This window comes from Flavobacterium chungangense LMG 26729 (assembly GCF_000735715.2).
Lineage (GTDB): Bacteria > Bacteroidota > Bacteroidia > Flavobacteriales > Flavobacteriaceae > Flavobacterium > Flavobacterium chungangense.
Genome location: NZ_JASY01000005.1, coordinates 238,681 through 264,238 on the forward strand (window position 1 = coordinate 238,681; position 25,558 = coordinate 264,238).

11 protein-coding genes are annotated in these 25,558 nt (G+C 37.3%); all 11 read left to right on the plus strand.

The window, feature by feature from the left end:
• The first annotated feature begins 1 nt into the window (after position 1).
• The 11 genes from JE46_RS11875 to JE46_RS11925 all read left to right on the plus strand — a co-directional run bounded on the left by JE46_RS11875 (position 2) and on the right by JE46_RS11925 (position 25,243).
• Positions 2–3,385 carry a DUF5107 domain-containing protein gene (locus JE46_RS11875; protein ID WP_083480878.1) on the plus strand — a complete coding sequence of 1,128 codons (3,384 nt, stop codon included), beginning with the start codon at positions 2–4 and terminating at the stop codon, positions 3,383–3,385.
• A 221-nt stretch (positions 3,386–3,606) separates the two neighbouring features.
• Positions 3,607–6,399: a glycoside hydrolase family 2 gene (locus JE46_RS11880; RefSeq protein ID WP_031455506.1), complete on the plus strand. Its 2,793-nt coding sequence runs from the start codon at positions 3,607–3,609 to the stop codon at positions 6,397–6,399.
• 709 nt (positions 6,400–7,108) lie between these two features.
• Entirely contained in the window at positions 7,109–8,509 is a 1,401-nt protein-coding gene (locus tag JE46_RS11885) for a cadherin repeat domain-containing protein (protein ID WP_031455507.1), read from the plus strand.
• Positions 8,510–8,555: 46 nt separating this feature from the next.
• Entirely contained in the window at positions 8,556–11,588 is a 3,033-nt protein-coding gene (locus JE46_RS11890) for a SusC/RagA family TonB-linked outer membrane protein (protein ID WP_031455508.1), read from the plus strand.
• 12 nt (positions 11,589–11,600) lie between these two features.
• Positions 11,601–13,202: a RagB/SusD family nutrient uptake outer membrane protein gene (locus JE46_RS11895; protein WP_031455509.1), complete on the plus strand. Its 1,602-nt coding sequence runs from the start codon at positions 11,601–11,603 to the stop codon at positions 13,200–13,202.
• A gap of 1 nt (position 13,203) precedes the next feature.
• Positions 13,204–14,841 (plus strand): glycoside hydrolase, encoded by a 1,638-nt coding sequence (locus tag JE46_RS11900; RefSeq protein WP_031455510.1) that lies wholly within the window; start codon positions 13,204–13,206, stop codon positions 14,839–14,841.
• Positions 14,842–15,053: 212 nt separating this feature from the next.
• Positions 15,054–16,640: a glycoside hydrolase gene (locus JE46_RS11905; protein WP_031455511.1), complete on the plus strand. Its 1,587-nt coding sequence runs from the start codon at positions 15,054–15,056 to the stop codon at positions 16,638–16,640.
• A gap of 130 nt (positions 16,641–16,770) precedes the next feature.
• Positions 16,771–19,191 carry a sugar-binding domain-containing protein gene (locus JE46_RS11910; RefSeq protein ID WP_031455512.1) on the plus strand — a complete coding sequence of 807 codons (2,421 nt, stop codon included), beginning with the start codon at positions 16,771–16,773 and terminating at the stop codon, positions 19,189–19,191.
• Positions 19,192–19,320: 129 nt separating this feature from the next.
• A complete protein-coding gene (locus JE46_RS11915) occupies positions 19,321–20,691 on the plus strand; it encodes a glycoside hydrolase family 27 protein (RefSeq protein ID WP_031455513.1) in 1,371 nt (456 codons plus the stop codon).
• Positions 20,691–23,270, plus strand: a complete 2,580-nt coding sequence (locus tag JE46_RS11920; RefSeq protein WP_031455514.1) for an alpha-L-arabinofuranosidase C-terminal domain-containing protein — start codon at positions 20,691–20,693, stop codon at positions 23,268–23,270. Before JE46_RS11915 ends, JE46_RS11920 begins: the two co-directional genes overlap by 1 nt.
• A 41-nt stretch (positions 23,271–23,311) precedes the next feature.
• On the plus strand, positions 23,312–25,243 hold the full coding sequence (locus tag JE46_RS11925; protein WP_031455515.1) for a family 43 glycosylhydrolase: 1,932 nt from the start codon (positions 23,312–23,314) through the stop codon (positions 25,241–25,243).
• The last annotated feature ends 315 nt before the right edge of the window (positions 25,244–25,558 follow it).

Below are 25,558 nucleotides of genomic sequence, written 5' to 3' on the forward strand. Positions count from 1 at the left end.
AATGGAAAATACAATTGCAGATAATTTGAATTCAAAACAATCGGTAAACGAAACGGGTCAGGACGAAAAAATCACAGCGTATTTAATTCAGTCAACCGTTAATGAAGATGGTGTAGTACGGGTTTGGGAAGAAGCTATTTTACTGCCTACGTACCAAATTGGCGAAGAAGAAAAGAATCCGATTTTTCTTGAAAAACGAGTATATCAGGGAAGCTCAGGAGCTGTTTATCCTTATCCGGTTGTCGAAAAATTGTCAGATGAAAAATTTGACAAATCCTATCACGCTGTATTTTTAGAAAATAAATACATCAAAATCATGATTCTTCCTGAACTGGGAGGGCGCGTTCACATGGCGTATGACAAAGTAAAACAGCGTCATTTCGTATATTACAATCAGGTTATAAAACCGGCTCTTGTGGGGCTTACCGGACCTTGGATTTCCGGCGGAATTGAGTTCAACTGGCCACAGCACCACCGTCCGAGTACTTTTTTGCCTACAGATTATAATATTGAAGAAAATGAGGACGGAAGCAAAACAATATGGTGTAATGAAGTAGAAAGAATGTTCAGAACCAAAGGAATGCAGGGATTCACACTGCATCCTGATAAAGCTTACATCGAAATTAAAGTAAAAATCTACAACCGTACTGCTTTTCCGCAGACGTTCCTTTGGTGGGCAAATCCGGCTGTGGTGGTGAATGACGGTTATAAATCGGTTTTTCCTCCAGATGTTAATGCCGTATTTGACCACGGAAAAAGAGATGTTTCTAAATTCCCAATTGCGACTGGAGAATATTACAAACAGGACTATTCTGCCGGAGTCGACATTTCAAAATATAAAAATATTCCGGTTCCAACATCTTATATGGCGGTTCAGTCCAAATATAATTTTGTGGGCGGTTACGAAGATGATGTGCAGGCAGGATTGCTGCATGTTGCCAATCATCATGTTTCGCCGGGAAAAAAACAATGGACATGGGGGAACGGAGATTTCGGTTTGGCCTGGGACAGAAATTTAACAGACAAAGACGGTCCGTATATTGAATTAATGACAGGTGTTTTTACAGACAATCAGCCTGATTTTTCCTGGCTTCAGGCTTATGAAGAAAAATCATGGGTACAATATTTTATGCCGTATGCAGAAGTTGGTTATGTAAAAAATGCAACAAAAGATGCGATCATTAATATTGAAATTGAAGGAAACGAAGCTGATCTAATTTTGTATACAACTGGTTTGTATGAGAATTTGAGTATTGAATTAAAAAACAAGCAAAACGGGGTATTATTTCAGGATGAAATTACGATTTCACCTGTAAATCCGTATAAAAAACGAGTTTCAATTGGAGAAACAGTATCTGAGGATTTGATATTTACGGTTTATACTTCAAATGGCAAAATTCTGGTTCAGTATCAGGAAGAAAAAGCTGAGATAAAACCAGTTCCTGATCCTGCAAAAGCGGCTTTAGATCCAAAAGATATTGCTTCAATGGAACAATTGTACTTGACGGGACTTCATTTGGAACAATACAGACACGCTACTTACAATCCCCTTGATTATTATTTTGAAGCCTTAAGCAGAGATTCGAAAGATGTAAGATGTAACAATGCTGTTGGTTTATTGATGCTGCGAAGAGGACAGTTTGAAAAAGCCGAAACGTATTTCAGAACCGCGGTTGAAGTTTTAACAGAGCGCAATCCAAATCCGATTGATGGAGAACCTTTATACAATCTGGGTTATTGCTTAAAATTACAGGGAAAATTTGATGATGCTTATAATTCACTTTTCAAATCAACCTGGAATGCAGCGTGGCAGGACGCCGGTTTTTACGCATTGGCACAAATCGACAGTAGAAAAGGAGAATGGACCGAAGCGCTGGAAAGAGTAGAATCATCATTGATCCGCAACTGGCACAATCACAAGGCACGTCAGTTGAAAGCGTCTATTTTGCGAAAGTTAAACAGAAATCAGGAAGCTTTGGCATGGATTGAAGATTCTCTTAAAATTGACCGTTTCAACATGGGTTGCCGTTTTGAGAAATATCTGCTGACAAAAGACCAGACTGTATTGGACGAAATGAATACCATTATGCGTCAGTGGTCACATGGTTATATCGAATATGCACTTGACTTTTCCAGTGCTGGATTGTATGAAGAAGCTTCTCAATTATTGCAGCAATCGATCAATGATAATGAAGAAGTTTATCCAATGGTGTATTATGCTTTGGGTTATTTTGCTTCTATGGCTGGAGATAAAGACGAAGCTTTAGAATATTACAAAAAAGCTGCAGCAGAGTCACCAGAAAAATGTTTTCCTAATAGAATTGAAGAAGTAAATATTCTGCAGGATGCTATTCGTTTAAATCCGAAGGATGCAAAAGCGTCGTATTATTTAGGGAATTTCTGGTATGCTTTCCGTCAATATGAAGATGCTGTAAAATGTTGGGAGATCTCATACAGTATAGATGATACCTTTCCGACTTTATTGCGAAACCTGGCACTTGCTTATTTCAACAAGACCAATGATAAAACTAAAGCCCAGGAAATGCTGGAAAAAGCATTTGCATTGGATCCAACCGATTCTAGGATTTTTATGGAGCTGGATCAGCTGTATAAGAAAATTGGAAAATCACCTGAATATAGATTGGGAGTTTTAAATCAGTATTCAAATTTGGTCGAAGAGCGTGATGATTTGTGTATTGAACGGATTACACTTTACAATCAGACAGGAAAATATGCTGTTGCAAAAGAATTGATTGCACAGCGAAAATTCCATCCTTGGGAAGGCGGAGAAGGAAAAGTAACAGGTCAGTATACTTTATGCAGAGTGGAATTAGCAAAAATTGCAATAGCAGAAAAAAGATTTGGAGAAGCAGTACAATTGCTGAAAGAAACAGAATTTTATCCGTACGATTTAGGTGAAGGCAAACTGAAAAATGCTGAAGAAAATGAAGTTTTTTATTATAAAGGATTAGTGTATAAAGGTCTTGGAGATTTAGAAAATGCAAATGCCAATTTTATTCAGGCAACACTTGGATCCTCAGAACCGGTTCAGGCATTTTTCTATAACGATCAGCAGCCGGATAAGATTTTTTATCAAGGATTAGCATGGCGCGAATTAGGAGATGAAGACAAAGCCCGAAGCCGTTTCAACAAACTGCTGGCACACGGAGAGAAATACCTGTTCGAAAAATCAAGAATCGATTATTTTGCGGTTTCGCTTCCGGATTTGGCGATTTGGGATGATGATTTGAATGTTAGAAATCAGGTGCACTGTTATTATGTAATGGCTTTAGGTCATAGCGGATTAGGTAATGAAACCGAATCTGAAAAATATTATCAGAAAGTGAAAGAATTGGATATCAATAAACAGACCTTTCGTAAATAAAAGAAGCTTCAACGGTATTTAATGATTAACACATAGGAGCATAGATTTGTGTTTTTGAAAAAGAAATGTAAAAGAGAAATTCATTTCTCAACATATAGCTATATGTTTTTGAATGAGTGAAACGTCTTTTTAAGCTTTCAAAATCTATGATTCCAGTGTGCACTGAGTGGAGTCGAAGTGTGTTAAAATCGACAAATTATTTAATTAATAAAATTTAAGAGATGAAAATCAAACATATCATAACGTCTGTTCTGCTTCTGCTTTTTCTGTCTTCATGGGATTCGAGAGAAAAAACAGTTATGGATATTGCCGGAGAATGGACAGTACAGCTCGACAGTACAGATATTGGACAAAAAAATGGCTGGCAGAATATGAGTTTTAAACAGCTGATAAAATTGCCTGGAACTACAGATGATGCCGGTCTTGGGATTCCGAATAAGCTAAAACCAAGTTTAGAAAAACTCCAAATGAGTCATTTAACGCGTAAAAACAGTTATCTGGGTGCAGCTTGGTACACACGTGAAATCTCAGTGCCGAAAAATTGGAAGAAGAAAGAATTGATACTAAAACTGGAACGCGTAATCTGGAAAACCAATGTATGGATTGACGGCAAAGAAGTTTTAGGAGAACAAAACAGCCTGATAGCACCGCATTATTTTGACCTTACAAAATATCTTACTGCCGGAAAAACACACCGCATAACCATTCGTGTAGACAATCGCAAACTGTTTGATATCAGTGTTGATAATATGGCACATGCATATACCAATCAAACGCAGATTATGTGGAACGGTATTATAGGTAAAATGGAAATCGAAGCGTTTGACGCTGTCCGAATTGCGAATCTTCAGGTAAAACCGGAAATAAGTACTGGAATTGCAAAAGTAAAAGTAGTTCTTAAAAACAGTACAAAAAACTCAAAAGGAATTTTAAGTCTAACGGCTGTAAATAAAAAGACTAAGATTTCGGTAGCAGTGCTCCAAAAAGAAATTCAGATAAAAACCGGAGAATCAGTAGTTGAAGCGGATTATAATATGGGGAAAGATGTAAAGCTTTGGAGTGAATTTTCGCCTGAGTTATATGAACTAAAAGCCGAATTAAAAGCCGGGAAAAATAATTCGAATGCTTCCGTTGATTTTGGAATGCGGAGTTTTTCCAAAAAAGGTTCTGTACTCACGATTAATGACCAGCCCGTATTTTTAAGAGGAACTTTAGAATGCAATATCTTCCCGCTGACAGGGCATCCGCCAATGGATAAGGATGGGTGGAGAAAAGTTTTCGGTACAGCAAAAGAATGGGGATTAAATCACCTTCGTTTTCATTCCTGGTGTCCGCCTCAGGCAGCATTTGAAGTGGCAGATGAAATGGGCTTTTATCTTCAGGTAGAATTGCCGGTTTGGACTTTAAAAATTGGACAAGATCAAAAAACTACCGACTTTTTATATGCCGAAGCACAGCGTATGATTAATGAATATGGTAATCATCCCTCTTTCTGTATGTGGTCGATGGGGAATGAACTTCAGGGCGATATGACTGTTTTGACTAAATTGATGATCAGCTTAAGAGTTAAAGATGACAGACATCTCTATACTACAACTTCGTTCACTTTCGAAAAAGGGCATGGCGACTGGCCGGAACCTGAAGATGATTTCTTTATTACACAATGGACCAAAAAGGGATGGGTTCGCGGACAAGGTATTTTTAATAGTGAATCTCCAACTTTCAACAAAGATTATGTTGCTTCTGTTGAAGGAATGACAGTGCCTTTGGTAACGCACGAAATTGGTCAGTATGCAGTTTATCCTAAAATAGATGAAATTTCTAAATACACAGGAGTTTTAGAACCTATCAATTTTAAATCGGTTAAGGAAGATTTGGAACGTAAAGGCTTAATAAGCAAAGCTGCTGATTATACAAAAGCATCGGGTAAATTGGCTGTGATTCTGTACAAAGAAGAAATCGAAAGAGCTTTAAAAACAGCAGGAATCAGCGGTTTTCAATTATTGGATCTGCATGATTTTCCTGGACAAGGAACAGCATTGGTTGGACTTTTGGATGCTTTCTGGGATAGCAAAGGATTAATTTCGGCAGAGGAATTCAGACAGTTTTCAGCTTCGGTTGTACCGTTGCTGCGTTTTCCTAAAGCGACGTTTACAAACGATGAATTTTTTACAGCTTCTTTGGATATCAGTAATTATTCGGATTCAGTTTTAAAAGATCAGGAAATAGAATGGAGTATTAATGATGGCAATACTATAGTTGCTTCAGGAAATACAAAATCTGCAATTTCTATTGGTTACAACCATAAAATATTGGATATAAATGAAAGCCTTCAGAAAATAACGAAAGCGACGAAATTAACAGTTACTGTAAATCTGAAAGGAACAAATTATAAAAACCAATGGAATATTTGGATCTATCCTCAAAAACAAAACATAGATTACGGAAAAGTAGTTTACACCAGAAGCCTTGAAGAAGCCTACAAACTGCTGAAAGCCGGTAAAAAAGTATTGCTAAATCCGGATTGGAAAAAGATCAAAGGAATCGAAGGAAAATTTGTTCCAGTATTTTGGAGTCCGGTACACTTTCCCAAACAAGCTGGAACGATGGGAGTGCTTTGTAATCCTTCGCACAAAGCGTTGGCCGATTTTCCGACAGACATAAATACCGACTGGCAATGGTGGGATTTGAATGTGAATTCGACAACACTCATTACAGACGGAATAGAAGGAGGAAGCCCGATTGTAGAAATGGTCGATAATTTTGCCAATAACCGCAAACTGGCATCACTTTTTGAAGGAACCGTAGGATCTGGAAAATTGGTTATCGCATCTTTTGATCTGGCCACCAATTTAGACAAGCGTCCAGTCGCAAAACAGATGCTCATATCAATCTTAAAATACATGAACAGCGAATCCTTTAATCCGGAAGCTATAAAAAATTCTGAAATTTTAAAATCTGTTTTGACAGAGCAGAAGGAAAAAGGTAAGGAGGACGCGAAGAGTATTTATTAAGACAAAATCAAAAAAAAACATTTTCATTATCGTAATTATAATGTCTTTTTTAAAATATTATTTTCTAAACTATAAATTGAATTAGTACAAAAACTTTAAGTGCTAATTAATTTTTAGTAATGCATAGTCAGTATTGGATTACAAAGATGTTTTGAATAATAAAAATGCAATTTTAGAGAGTAATTGCGTATTGTGTAAAAAAATCCTATTATTTTTTTGCACTTGGCAATTTTAAAGATAAAAATACGCCTGATTGCGATTTTGACCTCCTTTTTTTTCCAATTTACCCCTCTTTAAAAGTATGGATTAAACATTTCTTTGCAGTAATAGTAATAAAGTTATCAATTACTATGTAGTTATAAGTGTTTTTTTTTACGATAAGTGTTTATCTGATTTAAAGAATTTGAGCACTCTTTAAATGTAGAAAGTAGAGTTAGTTTATCTTGTTACTTATCATACCCGCAGATTAATACCTGCGGGTTTAAAACAAAAATTAAATGCTGCCATAAGCAGGCAGAAACATAAATAAAAAAAAGAATCACTAACAAATTAACCAGACCAGATAATATGAAAACAATCAGTTAATCATTTGCCTGTTTTCCCCAAAAACAGTTAAAGCAAAATGCTAAAATTAACCTACAATTACAACCTAAAATTAAGCTTTAAAAAGAAAAACTTACTAAACGAACCTAACCTTAAAATTAAAGAAATGAAAAAAAATGTATTTTTATTTTTTCTTGCCCTTTTTGCTGTCCTTTTTACCGGATGTCAAAATAACGAATCAGATTTTCCAAGTTCTGATAACCCCACGGTAGTTGTATCAACAAAAGAAATTTATGGTGCACCAACCCGAAAATTTGAAATCAAAGCTGCTTTAGCAGATGATTTAGGACTAAAGAGTGTACACATTCAAATTCCTGAGCTATCCCTTGATAAGGTGATTACTTTTGAAACTGATCCTTTACTTGAAACGTATAACCTGAGTTATTTTTTCGAAGTTCCTGCTGATAGAGGAACATCTGAAGCTTTTAAAATAAAACTGACAATAACTGATGTTTCAGGAAACGCTGTTGATGAAGAAATTAACCTGCGCTTAGACGGAGAATTTTCTGCTCCGGCAATAAGTATGCTTTCCCCAAATGAAGGAGCCGTTATTTTATTGTCGACCAGTAATATAATGCCGGTAAATTTTGTAGTCAATGATGATTCAGGTATCGATTATGTTCAGGTTAAGTGTGCTGCTCTTAATATTGATGAAACTGTTCAGTTACAGGGCTCTCCGCAAACTTATACATTCAGTAAAGAATATGTCTTACCTGTTACTGCAGCAAATTATGTACTAACAATTACTGCTAAAGATAAATTTGCTATTCCTAATACAGGATCATTAAATATCAATGTTGTGGCTACGAATGAGTATCCTGCCATTTATTTATGTGATCAGCCAAAAGGGACTAACCTTAAAACGGATGCAGCTGGTGTTCCTATGTATTTCCATGAGAAAAACGGACAGAATTTTGAATTCAAATATTATGCTGATAAAGACAATAAAGAAATTTATTTCTTAGGACAGGAATCTGACTTTGCCCCACATTGTTTTGGATTAGATGGTTCAGAAAACATTGTTGATGCTGCTTCTTCAGCACCAATTATTTTACCTACCAAAGGATATTACAACATAAAAATGAATCCAAATACAATGGCTTATACAGTTACTAAGTATACACCTTCAAGTAAAGTTTGGGCAGATATTGCTAACGGATCATGGAATGATGATGAAGCGCTAAGAAAAACTTTTGTGAGTGTTTGTGGTGAAGGTGTTAAAGACGCTAACTGGGATACATGGAACGCGTGGGTTATGGGAAGTTTACACCTGGCTAATAATCCGGATAATCCATATCAATTAGTTGGAGAGATTACACTTACTGGATCAACTATGAAAATTACTTTCACAGGGCAGTGGTGGAATCCACAATGGAGATTGATTAATAATGGTATTGCCACTATGTCTCCAGGAGAAAATGGTAATGGTGCATACACAGCAGCTCCGGGTGTTTACAAAGTTATTGTTGATACCGAGTTGGAAAGAGCCTTTATAACAAAAAAATAATTTGTTATAGGCTTTGTTATAACATTAATAAATAAAATAGCTAAATATGAAATTTAAATATATATGGTTTTTTATTGCCTTATTATGCAGTGCTGCATCATTTGCGCAAGTAACAATCAAAGGAACTGTAAAGGATAAAGCCAATGTGCCGATTCCCGGGGTTAATGTAATTGTTAAAGGAACTTCTAACTCAACAGCAACTGATTTTGATGGTAAATATTCCATTTCTGTTCCTAATGCAAACACTCAGATCGAATTTTCTTTCATTGGTTTTACATCTAAAGTCGTTGCTGCCGGAGATAAAACTACTCTGGACGTTACTTTAGAAGAATCTAGTCAGGTTTTGGATGAGATTGTAGTGGTAGGTTACGCATCTGTAAAAAAGAGCGATGTAACGAGTTCAATTTCTTCTGTAAAAGGAAAAGAACTTCAGACTATGACTGTTGGTAACGTGACCGAATCTTTGCAGGGAAAAGTAGCCGGTGTTCAGATTACCGGACAAGGTGGTCCGGGAGCACAGCCAAGGGTATTGATTCGTGGTATTTCAACTCTTAATCTTGGTACAGATCCGCTTTATGTCGTTGACGGTATTCCGATGGGAACCAGTATCAACTTTTTGAGTAATAACGAAATTGAGTCTATGGAGGTTTTAAAAGATGCTTCTGCAAGTGCTATTTACGGTTCCAGAGCATCTAATGGAGTTATTCTTATTACTACAAAAAAAGGTAAATCAGGAAAAACAAGATTTACTTTTGACCTGAGTTCAGGTATGCAGATGATGGAGAATCCATACGATATGGCAAATGCTGAAGGCTATGCTAACATTATGAATACGGCTTATAATAATTCGGGTTATTCAGATTATTTACCAAATGCTTCCCATTACAGAGGAAAAACAACAGACTGGTGGGGGGCAGGAATCAGAAAAAGTTCTCCGGTAACAAATGCTTCTTTAGGAGCTTCGGGAGGTTCAGACAAACACACGTATGCAGTTAGTTTAAACTATTACAATACAGAATCAATGTATGAAATAGGAGGATGGGAAAGAATCACAATGAGAATCAATAATGATTTCAAATTCTCAGATAAATTCTCAGCAGGAATCACTTTAAATCCTCGTTATGAAAGTTGGGGAGGTCCTAATAACTGGGCTGATTTTGTTAAAATCGATCCTATTACCCCAATTTACAAACCGGCAGATCAGTTAACCGGATTAGAAAACGAATACAGTATTTATGCACGTTCTCCTTCGTATGTATGGAATCCCGTTGCTGCTGTAAAAAGATATGACGATTATACAGACCAGTATAATTTAAACACAAATGGTTATTTGCAATATGCTCCAATCAAAGGTCTTGTAATTCGTACGCAGGCTTCCATTGAAGTTGGTAATCAGGTAAGAAGCAGATTTAGACCTGATTTCATAATCGATGCAGCACACGAAAAAGAGGAGATTAATAAGGTTGAAAGATGGAGTAAAACCAATGCAGATTGGACATGGCAAACTACAGCAACGTATTCAGGAACATTTGCAGAGAAACACAATGCTTCGTTGATGATTGGTAGCACCATGGAAGAGTATAATCGTAATGAGGTCTGGGGATATGGAGAAGGTGTGCCTAACAATTCAGAATCGATGAGAGAAGTAAATGCGGCCACTAAAAACCGTGACAGCGAAGGAAATAGCGTGTCCAGTTCAATAATGTCATACATCTCTCGTTTTTCTTACAACTATGATAGTAAATATTATTTCACAGGTACTTTTAGACGTGATGGTTCTTCAAAGTTTATGGCAAATAATAAATGGGCCAATTTCCCGTCTGCTTCTGCTTCATGGAGAATTTCGAATGAAGGTTTTATGGAAAGCACTAAAGAAGTTATAAGTGATCTTAGATTAAGAGCAGGTTGGGGTAAAGTAGGTAATCAAGGGCTGCCGGCTTCAGTTTATCAGTCTAATATCGGACAAGGTTACTACGTAATTGGAGGTGAAATGGTAGATACTTCTTATCCTTCAACCATGGCAAACAAGGATATCAAATGGGAAACTGTAGAAGATATCAATTTTGGAATTGATTTTAGTTTGTGGCAAAATAAATTTTCCGGTTCATTAGAATACTATCAAAAGAAAACAAATGATATGTTGTTCAAGAAACAATTTCCAACATACAGCGGTTTTCCGGGATATGCGACAATCTGGACAAATGTAGGTGCTATGCAATCCAGCGGTATAGATTTATTGCTTTCTTATAAAAATAAAAAAGGAGATTTCTCATACGGTGCAGATCTGACTTTTACAACAGTAAATGTGGAAATGCTTTCTTTATCAACAGAAGGAGAAAGACTTTATGGAGCAGGAAACAGAACTTTGACGGTTAAAGGCGATGAACCGGGTTATTTTTACGGGTATGTAGCAGATGGCTTATTCCAAAATCAGACAGAACTGAATGCACATACAGATGAACACGGAACTAAATTGCAGCCTTATGCAAAAGCGGGTGATATTCGTTTTAAAGATATCAATGGTGATGGAAAATTGGATGATAAAGACAGAACTAAAATTGGTTCTCCATGGGCTGATTACAACGTAGGTCTGAATCTGAATTTTGCTTACAAACAATTTGATTTAGTGGCTAATTTCTACTCAAGTATTGGAAATGATATCGTAAACCAGAACATCTCAGATTTGTACAACGGTACAAGTTTAACAAACAAGGTTAGCGGATTAGATCAGATGGCATGGCATGGCGAGGGAACTTCTAATTATGTTCCTCGTTTGTCTAAAGATGACAACAATGAAAACTTTAGTAAATTTTCTTCTTTTTATGTAGAAGACGGTTCGTTTGTACGTATGAAGAACATTCAGTTAGGATATACATTCCAGAATAAATTTGGCTTAGATAAATTAAGAATATCGCTGTCAGGACAGAATTTATGGACATGGACAAACTATTCAGGTGTTGATCCTGAAGTTGCAGGAGGAGACCCTGATAAAGATGACAGAGTTAAAGGATCAGGTTTTGGAGGATGGAATTATCCGGTTCAGCCAACCATTTTGATGGGGCTTAATGTAGCATTTTAATAATAGAAAGACATGAAAAAAATAATTTTATCAATACTAGCTTTTTCAATGTTTGCAGTTTCCTGTGAGGATTTTATTGAAAAAGAAGAAAGAGGAACACAGACGCTGGACAACTACTTTCAGACTGCGCAGGAATGCGAAAACTATACTAATGAATTAACGCAGAGATTACTGCTTTCTAAAGACTGGTATACATTACTTGCTCCAAGATTAGTCAACGAAACTGCTACTGATGATGCCTGGATGGGAAACACAGGACAGGATAACGCTGCATTTAGACCAGGAGCACAGTATGTTATTACGCCAGACAATATGGGAGGTTTAAATAGTCTTTATACGGCTCATTATTATACCATTCAATCAGCAAATATTGGTTTGGAAAAAATGGCTGTATCACCAATTTCTGATGCTCAAAAAGACCAGTATATGGGAGAATCTCTATTTGTTCGTGCCTATTGCTATTATGAATTGGTAAACTTTTTTGGAGCAGTACCTTTATATACAAAATCTTTGGGAACCAGTGATTTAAAGCTAGAACGTAGTCCTGCAACAGCAGTTTATGCACAAATAGAAGCCGACTTAAAAGAATCTGCCGCAAAGCTGGAAGAAATCCCGGTAGCCAGAAACGGAAGAATAAACAAATGGGCTGCTTATGCTTTATTGGCTCGTGTTTCCTTATTTCAGGAAAAATGGGCTGATGCAAAATTATATTCCAATAAGGTAATAACTGAGGGTCCTTACACCCTGGAAGAAAATTTTCTAGACATCTGGAATGTAAACAATCATAACGGAAAAGAATCTATTTTAGAAGCTCAGTCTTCCTCTATACAAAACGAAGCTTTGGGTTCTATGTTGCCAACTTTTTCGGGAGCAAGAGGAGAAGACAAGAAAAACTTCCCTAGTAATGATGCAAAAGATGTTATTGATGGTTGGGGATGGTGCATGCCAACCAGTGATTTAGAGAATGCTTATCTTTCTGAAAATGATGTGATCCGCCGCAGAAGTACTATTACAAAATGGGGAGAAGCTGCTTATGGAGATGAGGTTTTAAATCCGACTCATAAATTCAGTTTAAATGATAATAAATCAGGACGTATCTGCCGTAAATATTATATTCCAATCGCTACACGCCGTACATTAGATAAAAAAGACGGGCACTTACCATTAAATGTTCCGTTGATTCGTCTGGCCGAAATGTACCTGACAAGAGCAGAAGCAAACTATCATACAGGCGGAGATGCTTTGGCGGATATTAATATCATCAGAGACCGTGTAGATTTAGAGCCTAAAACCGGAATATCAGGACCAACGCTTTTAAATCAAATCTATAAAGAGCGTCGTTTAGAACTGGCTTTTGAAGGATTACGTTTATTCGATATCCGTCGTGAAAAAGATCCGACTACAGGTAAACGTGTCATTGAAACGTTGATGGGACCAAACGGAACTTTTGTTAAGTACAACTTAAGTTCAACTGATCCTTACGAAACAACAAACACAAGAGAAGCTCAGGACAAAGGAATCAATTTTGATCCTGCTAAACACTTGCTTTGGCCAATACCACAAATAGAAAGAGATTTAAGTGGAGGTGTAATTACTCAAAACCCTAATTATTAAGATGACATTATATAAAAATAATAAAGTAAGTCTGCTGTGTGCAGGCTTGCTTTTCGCCAGCTCTTTTTTTGTGAGCTGTGATTCTGATAAAAATGAAAACTCTGATTCTGATAATGCTGTTGCAGAACTAAAAATTAATCTGGATGCCAATCTTCAAACCATGGAAAGCTTTGGCGCTTCTGATGCCTGGCAGTGTAATTTTATTGGAAAAAACTGGCCTTCGGATAAAAAAAACAAAATGGCAGATTTGCTTTTCAGCAAAGAGTTTGATGCTGAAGGAAATCCAAAAGGTATCGGTTTGTCATTATGGCGTTTTAATTTGGGCTCAGGAAGTGCAGAGCAGGGCGATGCCAGCGATATTGGTGATGAATGGAGACGTACAGAATGTTTCACTACAAATGGAGTAAACTATGACATGACCAAACAGGCCGGTCAGGTTTGGTTCATGAAAGCAGCAAGAGAACGTGGAGTAGATAAATTATTGGCATTTTCAAACAGTGCTCCGGTGTATTTAACTCAAAACGGAAAAGCACATGCTTCCATAAAAGAATATTACAATCTGAAAGAAGGAAAAATGTCTGAACTGGCTGATTTCTGGGTAACATCTTTAGATAAATTAAAATCAGAGCACGGATTAACAATCGATTATTTGAGTCCTTTCAACGAACCGCAATACGAATGGGATGGTTCAGGTCAGGAAGGGTCACCTGCTACAAATGGAAATATTTACAGTTTTGTGAATGTTTTATCTCCAAAATTACAATCTAAAGGACTAAGTTCTCAGATTGTAGTAGGAGAAGGAGGTTCTTATGAGCCTTTATACAAAACAATTTCAGGCAAAGAAAACAGATCCAATCAGATCGATTACTTCTTTGCTTCCAATTCTTCTAAAAACATTGCAGGTTTAAGCAACGTTAAGAAAACGATCTCAGCACACAGTTACTGGCAGGCATGGCCTTTGAGAGAGCTGGTAAATTCAAGGGAGTTGGCTGCTACAAGAGCGCAGTCTGTTGGAGGATTGAGCCTTTGGTCTACAGAATATTGTGTTTTAGAAAGCCCAGGAACGGCTGAGCTTCCAGGTGGTGCAGGTCCGGGAAGAGATTTAGGAATTTCTCTGGCACTTTGGACAGCCCGTATTATCAGTACCGATATTTCTGTTGGAGGTGTAACATCATGGCAGTGGTGGACAGCAATTAGCCGTGGTGATTACAAAGACGGATTAATTCATGTTGATAATGGCTCAAGTAATGGTGCCGGAGATGCCAACTATTGTAAAAACGACGGATTTATTAGAGATTCAAAAACACTTTGGGCATTAGGAAACTTTTCTTTCTTCGTAAAACCGGGAATGGTAAGAGTTCAGATTCCAAGTGTAGATAGCGCAAAAGCTGTAAATGATGTGATGGTGACAGCTTATAAAGATGTTGCATCTAAAAAACTGGTAATTGTTGCAGTGAACATTAGTAAAGTAGCAAAAACATACAAATTTAACCTTTCAGGAGGTGCGTTAACAGATAATAAATTAACACCTTACACAACTTCTGAAACGTTGAGTCTTAAAAAAGGAACAGCTGTTGACGCTACGAATTTAGAAATTCCTGCAAGATCAGTTGTGACTTATACGGGAACGTATAAATAGAGGTTCTAAGGGACTCAGTTGCTAAGGAATTAAGGTTTTGAAAAGTTGTGAATAACCACAATCTTGTCATCTCGACGAAGGAGAAATCTCCAAAAGTAGCTCCAAAAAGATTGAGTACTTGTATTACTGAGTTTCTTGTGGAGATTTCTCCTTCCTCGAAATGACAAACGAAGCGGATAATAAGATTGCGTCAATAAGAAAAACAATAATTAATGAAAAAAATATATATCTCGCTTTTAGTAGTAATGAGTTCGCTGTCTTATGGGCAGCGAACCATCACTATCAGTACAGATAATGTGGTTCAGACCATGGATGGCTTTGGAGGCTCGGATGCATGGAGGACACAATTCGTGGGTAAAAACTGGCCTGAGCAGAAAAAAAATACAATTGCTGATCTGTTATTTAGTAAAGAAATTGATGCAGAGGGAAACCCAAAAGGAATCGGACTTTCGATCTGGCGTTTTAATCTCGGAGCAGGAAGTACGGAACAAGGCGAAAACAGTAAAGTTTCTGACGAATGGAGAAGAAGCGAATGCATTTTGAATGCTGACGGTACTTATGATTTTTCGAAACAGGAAGGGCAGAGATGGTTTTTGCAGGCAGCCAAAAAAAGAGGAGTTGAAAAATTTCTGATTTTCACCAACAGTCCGCCGGTTCACATGACGCATAACGGATTATCTTTTTCTTCCCGAAAAAATAAACTGAATCTAAAAGATGGTGCAATACCAAAATTTGCCGATTTTTTAGTTCAAAGTATTCAGGGACTGGAGAAAAATGAAGGTATAAAATTCGATTATGTCAGCCCATTAAATGAACCGCAGTGGGAGTGGATGCCTAAAAGCGGTGACACCAACAGTCAGGAAGGCACTCCGGCTACAAATCAGGAGATATACGAGGTAACGAAAGCACTTTCTGAAAAGCTCAAAGCTGAAAAAATGAGTACAGAAATTGTAGTTGCCGAAGCCGCACAAATCGATTATTTATATGGAAATGTAAATGCAGAAAATCGTGATAATCAGATTGATTATTTCTTTGGAAAAACAAAAACGAATATTTCTAAATTTTCAAATGTTAAAAATGTTATTTTAGGCCACAGTTATTTTACAACATGGCCGGTTGACAAACAGGTTTTAAGCCGAAAATTAATTGCGGCAGAAATAAAACAGAAACCGGGTTTAAAGTATTGGCAGTCTGAATACTGCATTTTAGAAAATCCGGGAGAATCTGAGATTCCGGGAGGTTCAGGCGGAGGAAGAGATTTAGGAATGCAGACGGCTTTGTTCGTAGCGAGATTAATTCATAATGATATTGCTCTCGCAAATGCAGCTTCATGGCAGTGGTGGACATCCATTACACGTGCTGATTACAAAGACGGTCTGATTTATCTGGATGATGGAAAAAGTAATGGATCAACTGAACCGGATTATGTTCGAAACGATGGAGAGTTCCGTGATTCAAAATTGCTGTGGGCTTTCGGAAATTATTCACTTTTTGTACGCCCGGGAATGGTTCGAATTGATGTTCCGAATCAAAATGAAATAGATGCTGCAAATGATGTAATGCTGACTGCTTACAAAGATGTTCAAAACAAAAAGCTGATTGTAGTCGCTGTAAATTGCGGAAAATCAGCTCAGCAATACAAGTTCGATTTGTCAAAAGGAAACGTGAAAAATAATGAATTTACACCTTATACAACTTCTGAAACTTCAAATTTAAAAAGAGGAACAGTTCAGAAAGTGAATAATCTGGAAATTCCGGCAAAATCAGTAGTAACGTTTGTTGGAGAATTACAATATTAAAAATATTTCAGGTTTCAGGTTTGATAACGAGCTTGAAACCTGAACCTGAGAAACCGAAGCAAAATACTAATTAACAAATTAAGGAAAGCTTAGAAACTTAGATTCTTAGCATCTTAGAACCTTTTGAAAAATGTTTACAAAAAAAATCTTATTACCCGTATTGCTCTTCTCGTGTCTGTCAGCGACCAGCCAGATTTCGTTTGGAGATTCTAAAAAAATTAATGACAACTGGAAATTCAATCTTCAGGATACACCGGATGCTCAAAATGAAGCTTTTAATGACAGCAAATGGCAACAAGTAAATGTGCCTCATGACTGGAGCGTAAAAGGGCAATTGAGTCCAACATTGGCAAGTTGTACCGGATTTTTGCCTGGGGGAATTGCCTGGTATCGAAAATCAATCAATATTCCGCAGAGTAAAAATGGCGAAAAAGTATATTTATATTTTGAAGGTGTTTACAACCGAAGCGAAGTTTTCGTCAACGGACATTCTTTAGGAAAACGCCCAAATGGTTATATTTCTTTTACATATGATGCAACACCATTCGTAAAATATGGTGGCGAAAATACTATTTCAGTTCGTGTAGATCACAGCCAAAGTGCTGATTCAAGATGGTACACCGGTTCCGGAATTTACAGAAATGTATGGGTAGTGTATGCTAATCCGGTTCATATTGCACAATGGGGAGTTTACGCTTATCCGGAAGTGAATAAAGGTAACGGAACTTTGAATGTTGAGGTTGAGGTAGAAAACGGTTCTAAAGCAAAATCAAGTCTTATTGTTGTGAATGAACTGATTTCGAAAGACGGAAAATCTGTTGCTAAATCTTCTTCTAAAGTTGATGTGGCAGCCAATCAGAACGGAAAGATTGCGACTAAATTAAATATCAAAAATCCACAATTATGGGATTTGGAGAATCCGAATTTATATCAGCTGAAAACAACGGTTTTAAAAGACGGAAAGCAAATCGATGAAACGGTTACCAAAACAGGTTTTAGAAAATTTACTTTCGATCCAAATAATGGTTTTGCATTAAATAATAAATGGATGAAAATGAAAGGAGTCTGTTTACATCATGATGCAGGAGTTCTGGGTTCTGCAGTTCCTCGCGAAGTTTGGAAAACCAGATTGCAAACACTGAAAGAAATTGGTGTAAATGCAATTCGTACCAGTCATAATCCACAGGCTCCTGATTTTTATGAATTGTGTGATGAATTAGGATTATTGGTATTGAACGAAGCGTATGACGAATGGGAATTCCCAAAACGTAAATGGCTGGAAGGCTGGAATTACGGAACTCCTGGATTCGAAGGTACGTTTGATATTTTTGCTGACTGGGCAGAAAAAGATCTGGAAGATTTTGTACGCCGTGACAGAAACCATTTATCTGTATTTGGATGGAGTATTGGTAACGAAGTAGATTATCCAAACGATCCGTATTCTCACCCGGTTTTGGATAAAGGGAAAAATGGTTTTGGACAGGCTGCTTATGGAGGTTACAAAAAGGACGCTCCGGATGCGATGCGTCTTGGCGCAATTGCAAAACGTTTAGTAGCAGCGGTTAAAAAATATGATAAATCTCGCCCGACAACGGCTGGATTAGCAGGAGTTGCAATGTCTAATGAAACAGAATATCCGGGAGCTTTGGATATTACCGGATACAATTATACAGAAAGCAAATACCAGTCGGATCACGAAAAATATCCAAACAGAGTCATTTTCGGAAGCGAAAACGTGCATGACATGGAACCTTGGTTAGCGGTAAAAAACAACAAACATATTTTTGGACAGTTTTTATGGACAGGAATCGATTATTTAGGTGAATCTGGAAGATGGCCTTCAAGAGGATTCTATTCAGGACTGGTTGATTTTGCCGGAGTAATTAAACCAAGAGGCTATTTCCGTCAGTCATTATGGTCAGATAAACCAATGTCTTACATCGGAACTTATCCTTTAAAAAATGAAAAAGATATTTCTAAAGATGCCTGGGCAATCTGGAACTACGAAGCAGGACAAAAAATCCGTGTGGTTTGTTATACCAATGCTGCAAAAGCACGTTTGGAGTTAAACGGAAAAGTAGTTGGCGAAACCAAATTATATGACGAAAAGAACGGAATTATATATTGGGATATTCCTTTTGCTTCGGGAAAATTAGAAGTTGTTGGTTTAGATAAAAACGATAAAGAAGTAAGCCGTTACGCAATCACAACAACCCAACAGCCTGTTGAATTAGCCATTGCTGAAAAAGATATCACAATCAGTAAAGACAGAGGTGTGGCTAAAATAATGGTTCAGGTGAAAGATCAAAATGGTCTTCCGGTGATGCTTTCAGACAATGAAGTAACTTGTACGATTAGTGGTCCGGGAGTTTTATTAGGACTTGAGGCAGGAAACAACAGCGACATGACAGATTATACAGATAACGTTCAGAGAGTGTATCATGGTCATATTGCTGCATATATTGAAGCAACCGGAGAAGCACAGCCTATCAAAGTTACATTTACAAGCCAATGGTTAAAACCGGTTGAAATTACTGTGAATGTAAGATAATTTAGTTAGTTTATTTTAATTTGAGTTAAACCTGCCTGCATTTCGGTATTCGCAGGCAGGTTTTTTGTTATAATGAAGAAAAGTTTATTATATTTGAAGTGTACTATTAACACTTATTTTTTTACTGATATGAAAATAAAAAGCATAATAATATTTAGTTTAGGAATTTTTTTAACATCATTTTTTTCAAATGCTCAAAAAGCAGTTTTTGAAAAGGATGAATTTAAGCAATGGGCACAAACCCCTCCAATGGGCTGGAACAGCTGGGATTGTTATGGTCCAACGGTAGAAGAACACGAAGTAAAAGCCAATGCCGACTATATGGCTCTAAATTTAAAGAAATTTGGATGGGAGTATATAGTGGTTGACATCAGATGGTTTGTTGAAAATGACAAAGCAGGAGGGTACAACCAAAAAGATCCACGTTACGTAATTGACCAATACGGACGATACCTGCCGGCAGTAAACCGTTTTCCTTCTGCAAAAGACAATCAGGGATTTAAACCTTTAGCTGATTATATTCATAAAAAAGGATTGAAATTCGGAATCCACATTATGCGTGGGATCCCGAAAAAAGCTGTTGAAGACAAACTGCCAATTAAAGGTGCAAACGGCGTTACAGCTGATCAGGTTTATACAACAGCCTTGCAGTGCGAATGGTTAAAAGATAACTATACAATTCTGGCAGACAAACCGGGAGCACAGGAATATTATGATTCTATTTTTGAATTATACGCACAATGGGGAGTAGATTTTATTAAAATTGACGATTTGTCAAGACCATATCACGAGGGAGAAATTAACTTAATCAGAAATGCGATCGATAAATGCGGGCGTAAAATAGTATTGAGTACTTCACCTGGAGAAACACCAATTTCAGCAGCTGCACACGTAACGACTCACGCGAATATGTGGCGTATGGTCGACGACGTTTGGGATACCTGGCCACACATCACTCACCTGATGGATGTTGCTCAAAAGTGGTATCCTCATATTGCTCCGGGAACATGGCCTGATTGTGATATGATTCCGTTAGGACGTATTTCAGTTAGGGGAGAACGTGGAGAAGACAGAATGACGCGTTTGACAAAAGACGAACAATATACACTGATTACATTCTTTAATATTTTTAAATCGCCTTTGTTTTTTGGTGGTGATTTGCCAAGTAATGATGACTTTACTTTATCATTATTAACGAATAAAGAAGTGGTAAAAATGCACAACGAAAGCACAAATGTAAAACAGCTTTTTCACAAAGACGGAAAAATTGCCGTGACTTCAAAAAATCCAAAGGATGGAAGCGTATATCTGGCATTGTTTAATATTTCAGATACAGATTCTCAAAACGTTTCAGTAAGTCTTTCAGATCTTGGAATAGCCGGTTTTGCCGGAGGAATAAACATGTGGACAGGTGAAAAACTGAATGTTTCTTCCAAAGAAGTTTCCGTAACCTTAAAACCTCACAGCTCTGTTCTTTACAAACTAAAAAGCAAAAAATAATGAAGAAGTTTTTACAGCAGCATTTTTTGGGTCTGGCAGTACTTTTTGTAATTGTCTTTTTATCCTCTGGCTTTAGTTTCAAATCCAAAGCAGACAAACCGGATAAAGTATATCTTTTTGCCTATTCGACTTTAAAAAATAACGGTAAAAACGGACTTCATTTTGCATGGAGCACCGATCAGAAAAACTGGTTTGGCATTGGTCCTGAGCACAGCTTTTTAAAATCAGATTACGGAAGCTGGGGACCAACCGGTAAAAGTATGTCTGAAGCTTTTTTAATAAAAGATGATAACGGAATTTTTCATTGTTTTTGGAGTGTGAAAGACGATGTTTTGGCACAAGCTTCAAGCAAAGACCTGATTAACTGGAAGAGTCAGCGTTATATTCAGGTAATGAAGAATATAACTAAAAATTCGGACGAGAAACCGGTTATTCAAAATATAACTGTAGGTAAAAAAGACGGTCAGTTCAGCATTCATTGGGTTTCAGATAATACTAAGTATCACAATACCACCAAAGATTTTGTAAATTATACTGAAACGAAAGAAGATACAGACAATGCCCCTAAATTAACTGAAATTACGGTACAAGGCGATATTCAAAAAGGGACCATCACAATAGTTGACTGGAGTGTTGTCGAAATGCTCATCAGAACAATGGAATCTGTAAAATTCAGGGATAAGAAGGATAATACTTCGCCTAAAAGTGACAGCCTATTGTTGGCGGGTTTAAAACCTGTAACTGCTCAAATCACTATAAATGGCAGGGACGCTAAAAAAATCAGCAACATGCTTACGGGTGTTTTCTTCGAAGACATCAATTACGCAGCCGATGGTGGTTTGTACGGAGAAATGATTCAAAACCGTGATTTTGAATATGCGCTTAGCGATAAAAAAGGAAGAGATGAAAAGTGGAATGCCACTATGGCTTGGGAGGGAGATTTTAAAATTTCTAAGGAAAATCCAATTCATGCCAATAATCCAAATTATGCAGTTCTTATAAAAAGTAGTGTCAGTAATACCGGTTTTGATGGAATTGCTTTGATAGCCAATGAAAAATATGATTTTAGTGTTTTTGCAAAAGGAGCAAAACTTACCGTTAAATTGAAAAGTTCTGCAGGAGAAACTCTGGCAGAAACAACTGTAATCCCAATGGCTTCATGGAAAAAACTAACAGGTGTTCTAAAATCATCAAAAACAGTAACCGATGCACATTTGGAAATTAGTACAGCCGGAGAAACGGCTGTTGATATGGTGTCGCTTTTCCCTCAAAAAACATTCAGAAATCGTAAAAATGGTCTTCGTGCAGACTTAGCAGAAGCTATTGCAGGAATGAATCCGAAGTTTGTACGTTTTCCGGGAGGCTGTGTAGCGCATGGAGACGGAATTCATAATATTTACAAATGGAAGAATACGATTGGTCCTTTAGAAAGCCGTATTCCTGCCCGAAACATATGGAACTACCACCAGTCAATGGGATTAGGGTATTTTGAATATTTTCAGTTTTGTGAGGATTTAGGAGCCCAGGCCGTTCCGGTTTTGGCTGCAGGCGTTCCTTGTCAGAATTCATCTGATGGAGGTGCCGGGCAGCAATTCGGAATCCCGATGGAAAATATGGACGAATATGTTCAGGATGTTCTGGATTTAATCGAATATGCCAATGGAAGCGTGAACACTTTCTGGGGTAAAAAACGTGCAGAAGCCGGTCATCCGAAACCATTTAATTTAAAATATGTCGGAATTGGGAATGAAGATCTTATCAGTGATGTTTTCGAAGAACGATACCGAATGATCGTAAAAGCGGTTCAGCAAAAACACCCTGAAATTATTATTATTGGTACAGTTGGACCCTTTTTTGAAGGATCAGATTACAATGAAGGCTGGGCAATTGCAAACGATTTGAAACTGCCAATGGTTGATGAACATTATTATCAAAGCCCGGGCTGGTTCATCAACAATCAGAATTTTTATGACAGTTATGACCGCTCAAAATCCAAAGTATATCTGGGCGAATATGCTTCACGAGGTAATAAATTTTATAATGCCCTTTCAGAAGCTTTATACCTTACCGGAATCGAACGAAACGGAGATGTGGTAACAATGGCTTCATATGCACCTTTACTGGCCCGCGAAAAACATACCCAGTGGAATCCCGATTTAATTTATTTTAACGGTCATGAAGTAAAACCTACAGTAAACTATTTTGTACAACAGCTTTACGGACAGAACCCGGGTGATTTTTACCTTCAGAATATCGTAAAATTATCTGATGCGAATGACGAAGTTAACAAACGTATTGGCGTTTCTGCAGTGCAGGATAAGACAACAGGCGATTTGATTATAAAACTGGTCAATGTACTTCCGGTTTCAGTAGCACCTTCAATTTCGGTAGCTAATCTGGGAACAGCAGAGAATGCAAGTTATACGTTATTATCAGGAAATCCTGAAAAAACGACTGCCAGACCTGTAACTCAACAGATAAGTGCAAAAGAAGCATTTTCAAAAGAACTGCCTCCTTACTCATTTGTTGTAATACGTATAAAAGTAAATGAGAAAGTACTTTTAAATGAAACTTTTTAAATTTTGATATACTCGATTTTTTATTTAAACTCAACAGAATAATGAAAAGAACACAATTTAGCCTTGTATTATTTTTAGCGATTTTTAATCTTTTACAGGCCCAGAATACTCCGGTAGGAACACCTCCTGTTATTGCCGGCAAGGATTTAACCGCTTATTTATTTGTATATTTTACAGGAAATAGCATCGAAGAAGAAGCAGTTCGTTATGCCGTAAGTGCCGATGGGTATCATTACCATACCCTTAACAGCGATAAACCGGTTATAGACAGTAAGGTAATCAGCTCTACAGGAGGGGTGCGCGATCCCCATATTTTGCGTGGCGACGACGGCAAAACATTTTATATGGTGCTGACTGATATGACTTCTTCAAAAGGATGGGACAGCAACCGTGCCATGGTTTTGCTAAAAAGCACCGATCTTGTAAACTGGAAAACCAGTATAGTGAATATCCAGAAAGCATTTCCGGGCAATGAAAACCTGAAACGTGTTTGGGCACCTCAGACGATTTACGATGCCAAAGCCGGTAAATATTTGATTTACTTCAGCATGCAGCACGGAAATAATGCAGATAAAATCTACTACGCTTACGCAAATAAAGATTTCACAGCGCTTGAAAGCGAGCCAAAATTATTATTCGTTCCAAAATCTGAAAAAGCCTGTATTGACGGGGATATTATCGAAAAGGACGGTGTGTATCATCTTTTTTACAAAACTGAAACCGAAAATCCGGGAATCAAAGTGGCTACCACAACTGATTTAACTTCAGGAAAATGGACAGAAAACGACAGTTACCTCCAGCAGACCAAAGAATCTGTTGAAGGTTCCAGTGTTTTTAAACTAAACAATTCGGACGATTATATTCTGATGTATGACGTTTACAAAAAAGGAAAATATCAGTTTACAAAAAGTACCGATTTAGAAAATTTCAAAGCAATTGACGATGAAATTTCAATGGATTTTAAACCACGTCACGGAACTATTTTGCCAATTACACGTTCAGAATTGAAAAGGCTGCTTGCAAAATGGGGAACTCCTGCAAAATTTCCAAAAATAAATAACAATCCGGTTTTACAAGGATATTATGCCGATCCTGATATTTTATATTCAAACAAAACCAAAAAATATTACATCTACCCAACCAGCGATGGTTTTGATGGCTGGTCAGGCAAATATTTCAAAACTTTTTCATCAGAAAATTTGATAGACTGGAAAGACGAAGGCGTTATTTTAGATCTTCCAAAAGATGTAAGCTGGGCCAACAGAAATGCCTGGGCACCTTGTATCGTAGAGAAAAAGGTAAAAGGAAAATACAAATATTTCTATTATTTCACCGCAGCGCAAAAAATTGGTGTTGCCGTTTCAGACAATCCGGCAGGACCGTTCAAAGACAGCGGAAAAGCCTTGGTAGCAACCAAACCTGAAGGAGCAAAAGGCGGCCAGGAAATCGATCCGGATGTTTTTACAGATCCTAAAACCGGCAAAAGTTATTTGTACTGGGGTAACGGATACATGGCTGTAGCCGAATTGAATGACGATATGATTTCATTCAAAGGCGATATAAAATTGATTAAAGTAGACAAAACATTCCGTGAAGGAACCTACGTGATTTACAGAAAAGGAACTTACTATTTTATGTGGAGCGAAGACGATACCAGAAGTCCAAATTACAAAGTACGATACGGAACTTCAAAATCACCTCTGGGACCAATTGAAATTCCGGAAAACAACATCGTAATTCAGGGAATCCCGGATCAGGGAATCTATGCAACAGGTCATAATTCGGTTTTGCAAATTCCAAACAAAGACGAATGGTATATCACGTACCATCGATTTTCGTACCCAACCGGAATAAAAATGGGAGAGGCCGGAGGTTTCCACCGCGAAGTCTGCATTGATAAATTAGAATTCAATCCGGACGGAACCATTAAACAGGCAACTCCAACACATACAGGAATACAGACAATTAAGTAATACCTATTATTTCGTTGTAAAAAGCTGCTCTACTTTGCCCCGGAGCAGCTTTTTTTGTTTTATGAATTTTGAGTTTCTGAATTAAGAGCTGTTTCCTGCTATCCGCTGTATCTTTTATGCCGAACCCCGGCACAAAAGGATGTCGCTTCTATCCTTTAGATTTGTTAGGAAGATTTAAAGTAATTTTAATCAACAACCAAACTGACAAAGTGAACCTTCTCTTCTATCAAAGTTTGCTACTTATGCCCTGATTAGGACTTTGTCAGTTTTATTGAATAAGCTTCAGAATAGTAATTAAGGATTTAATGCCTATTA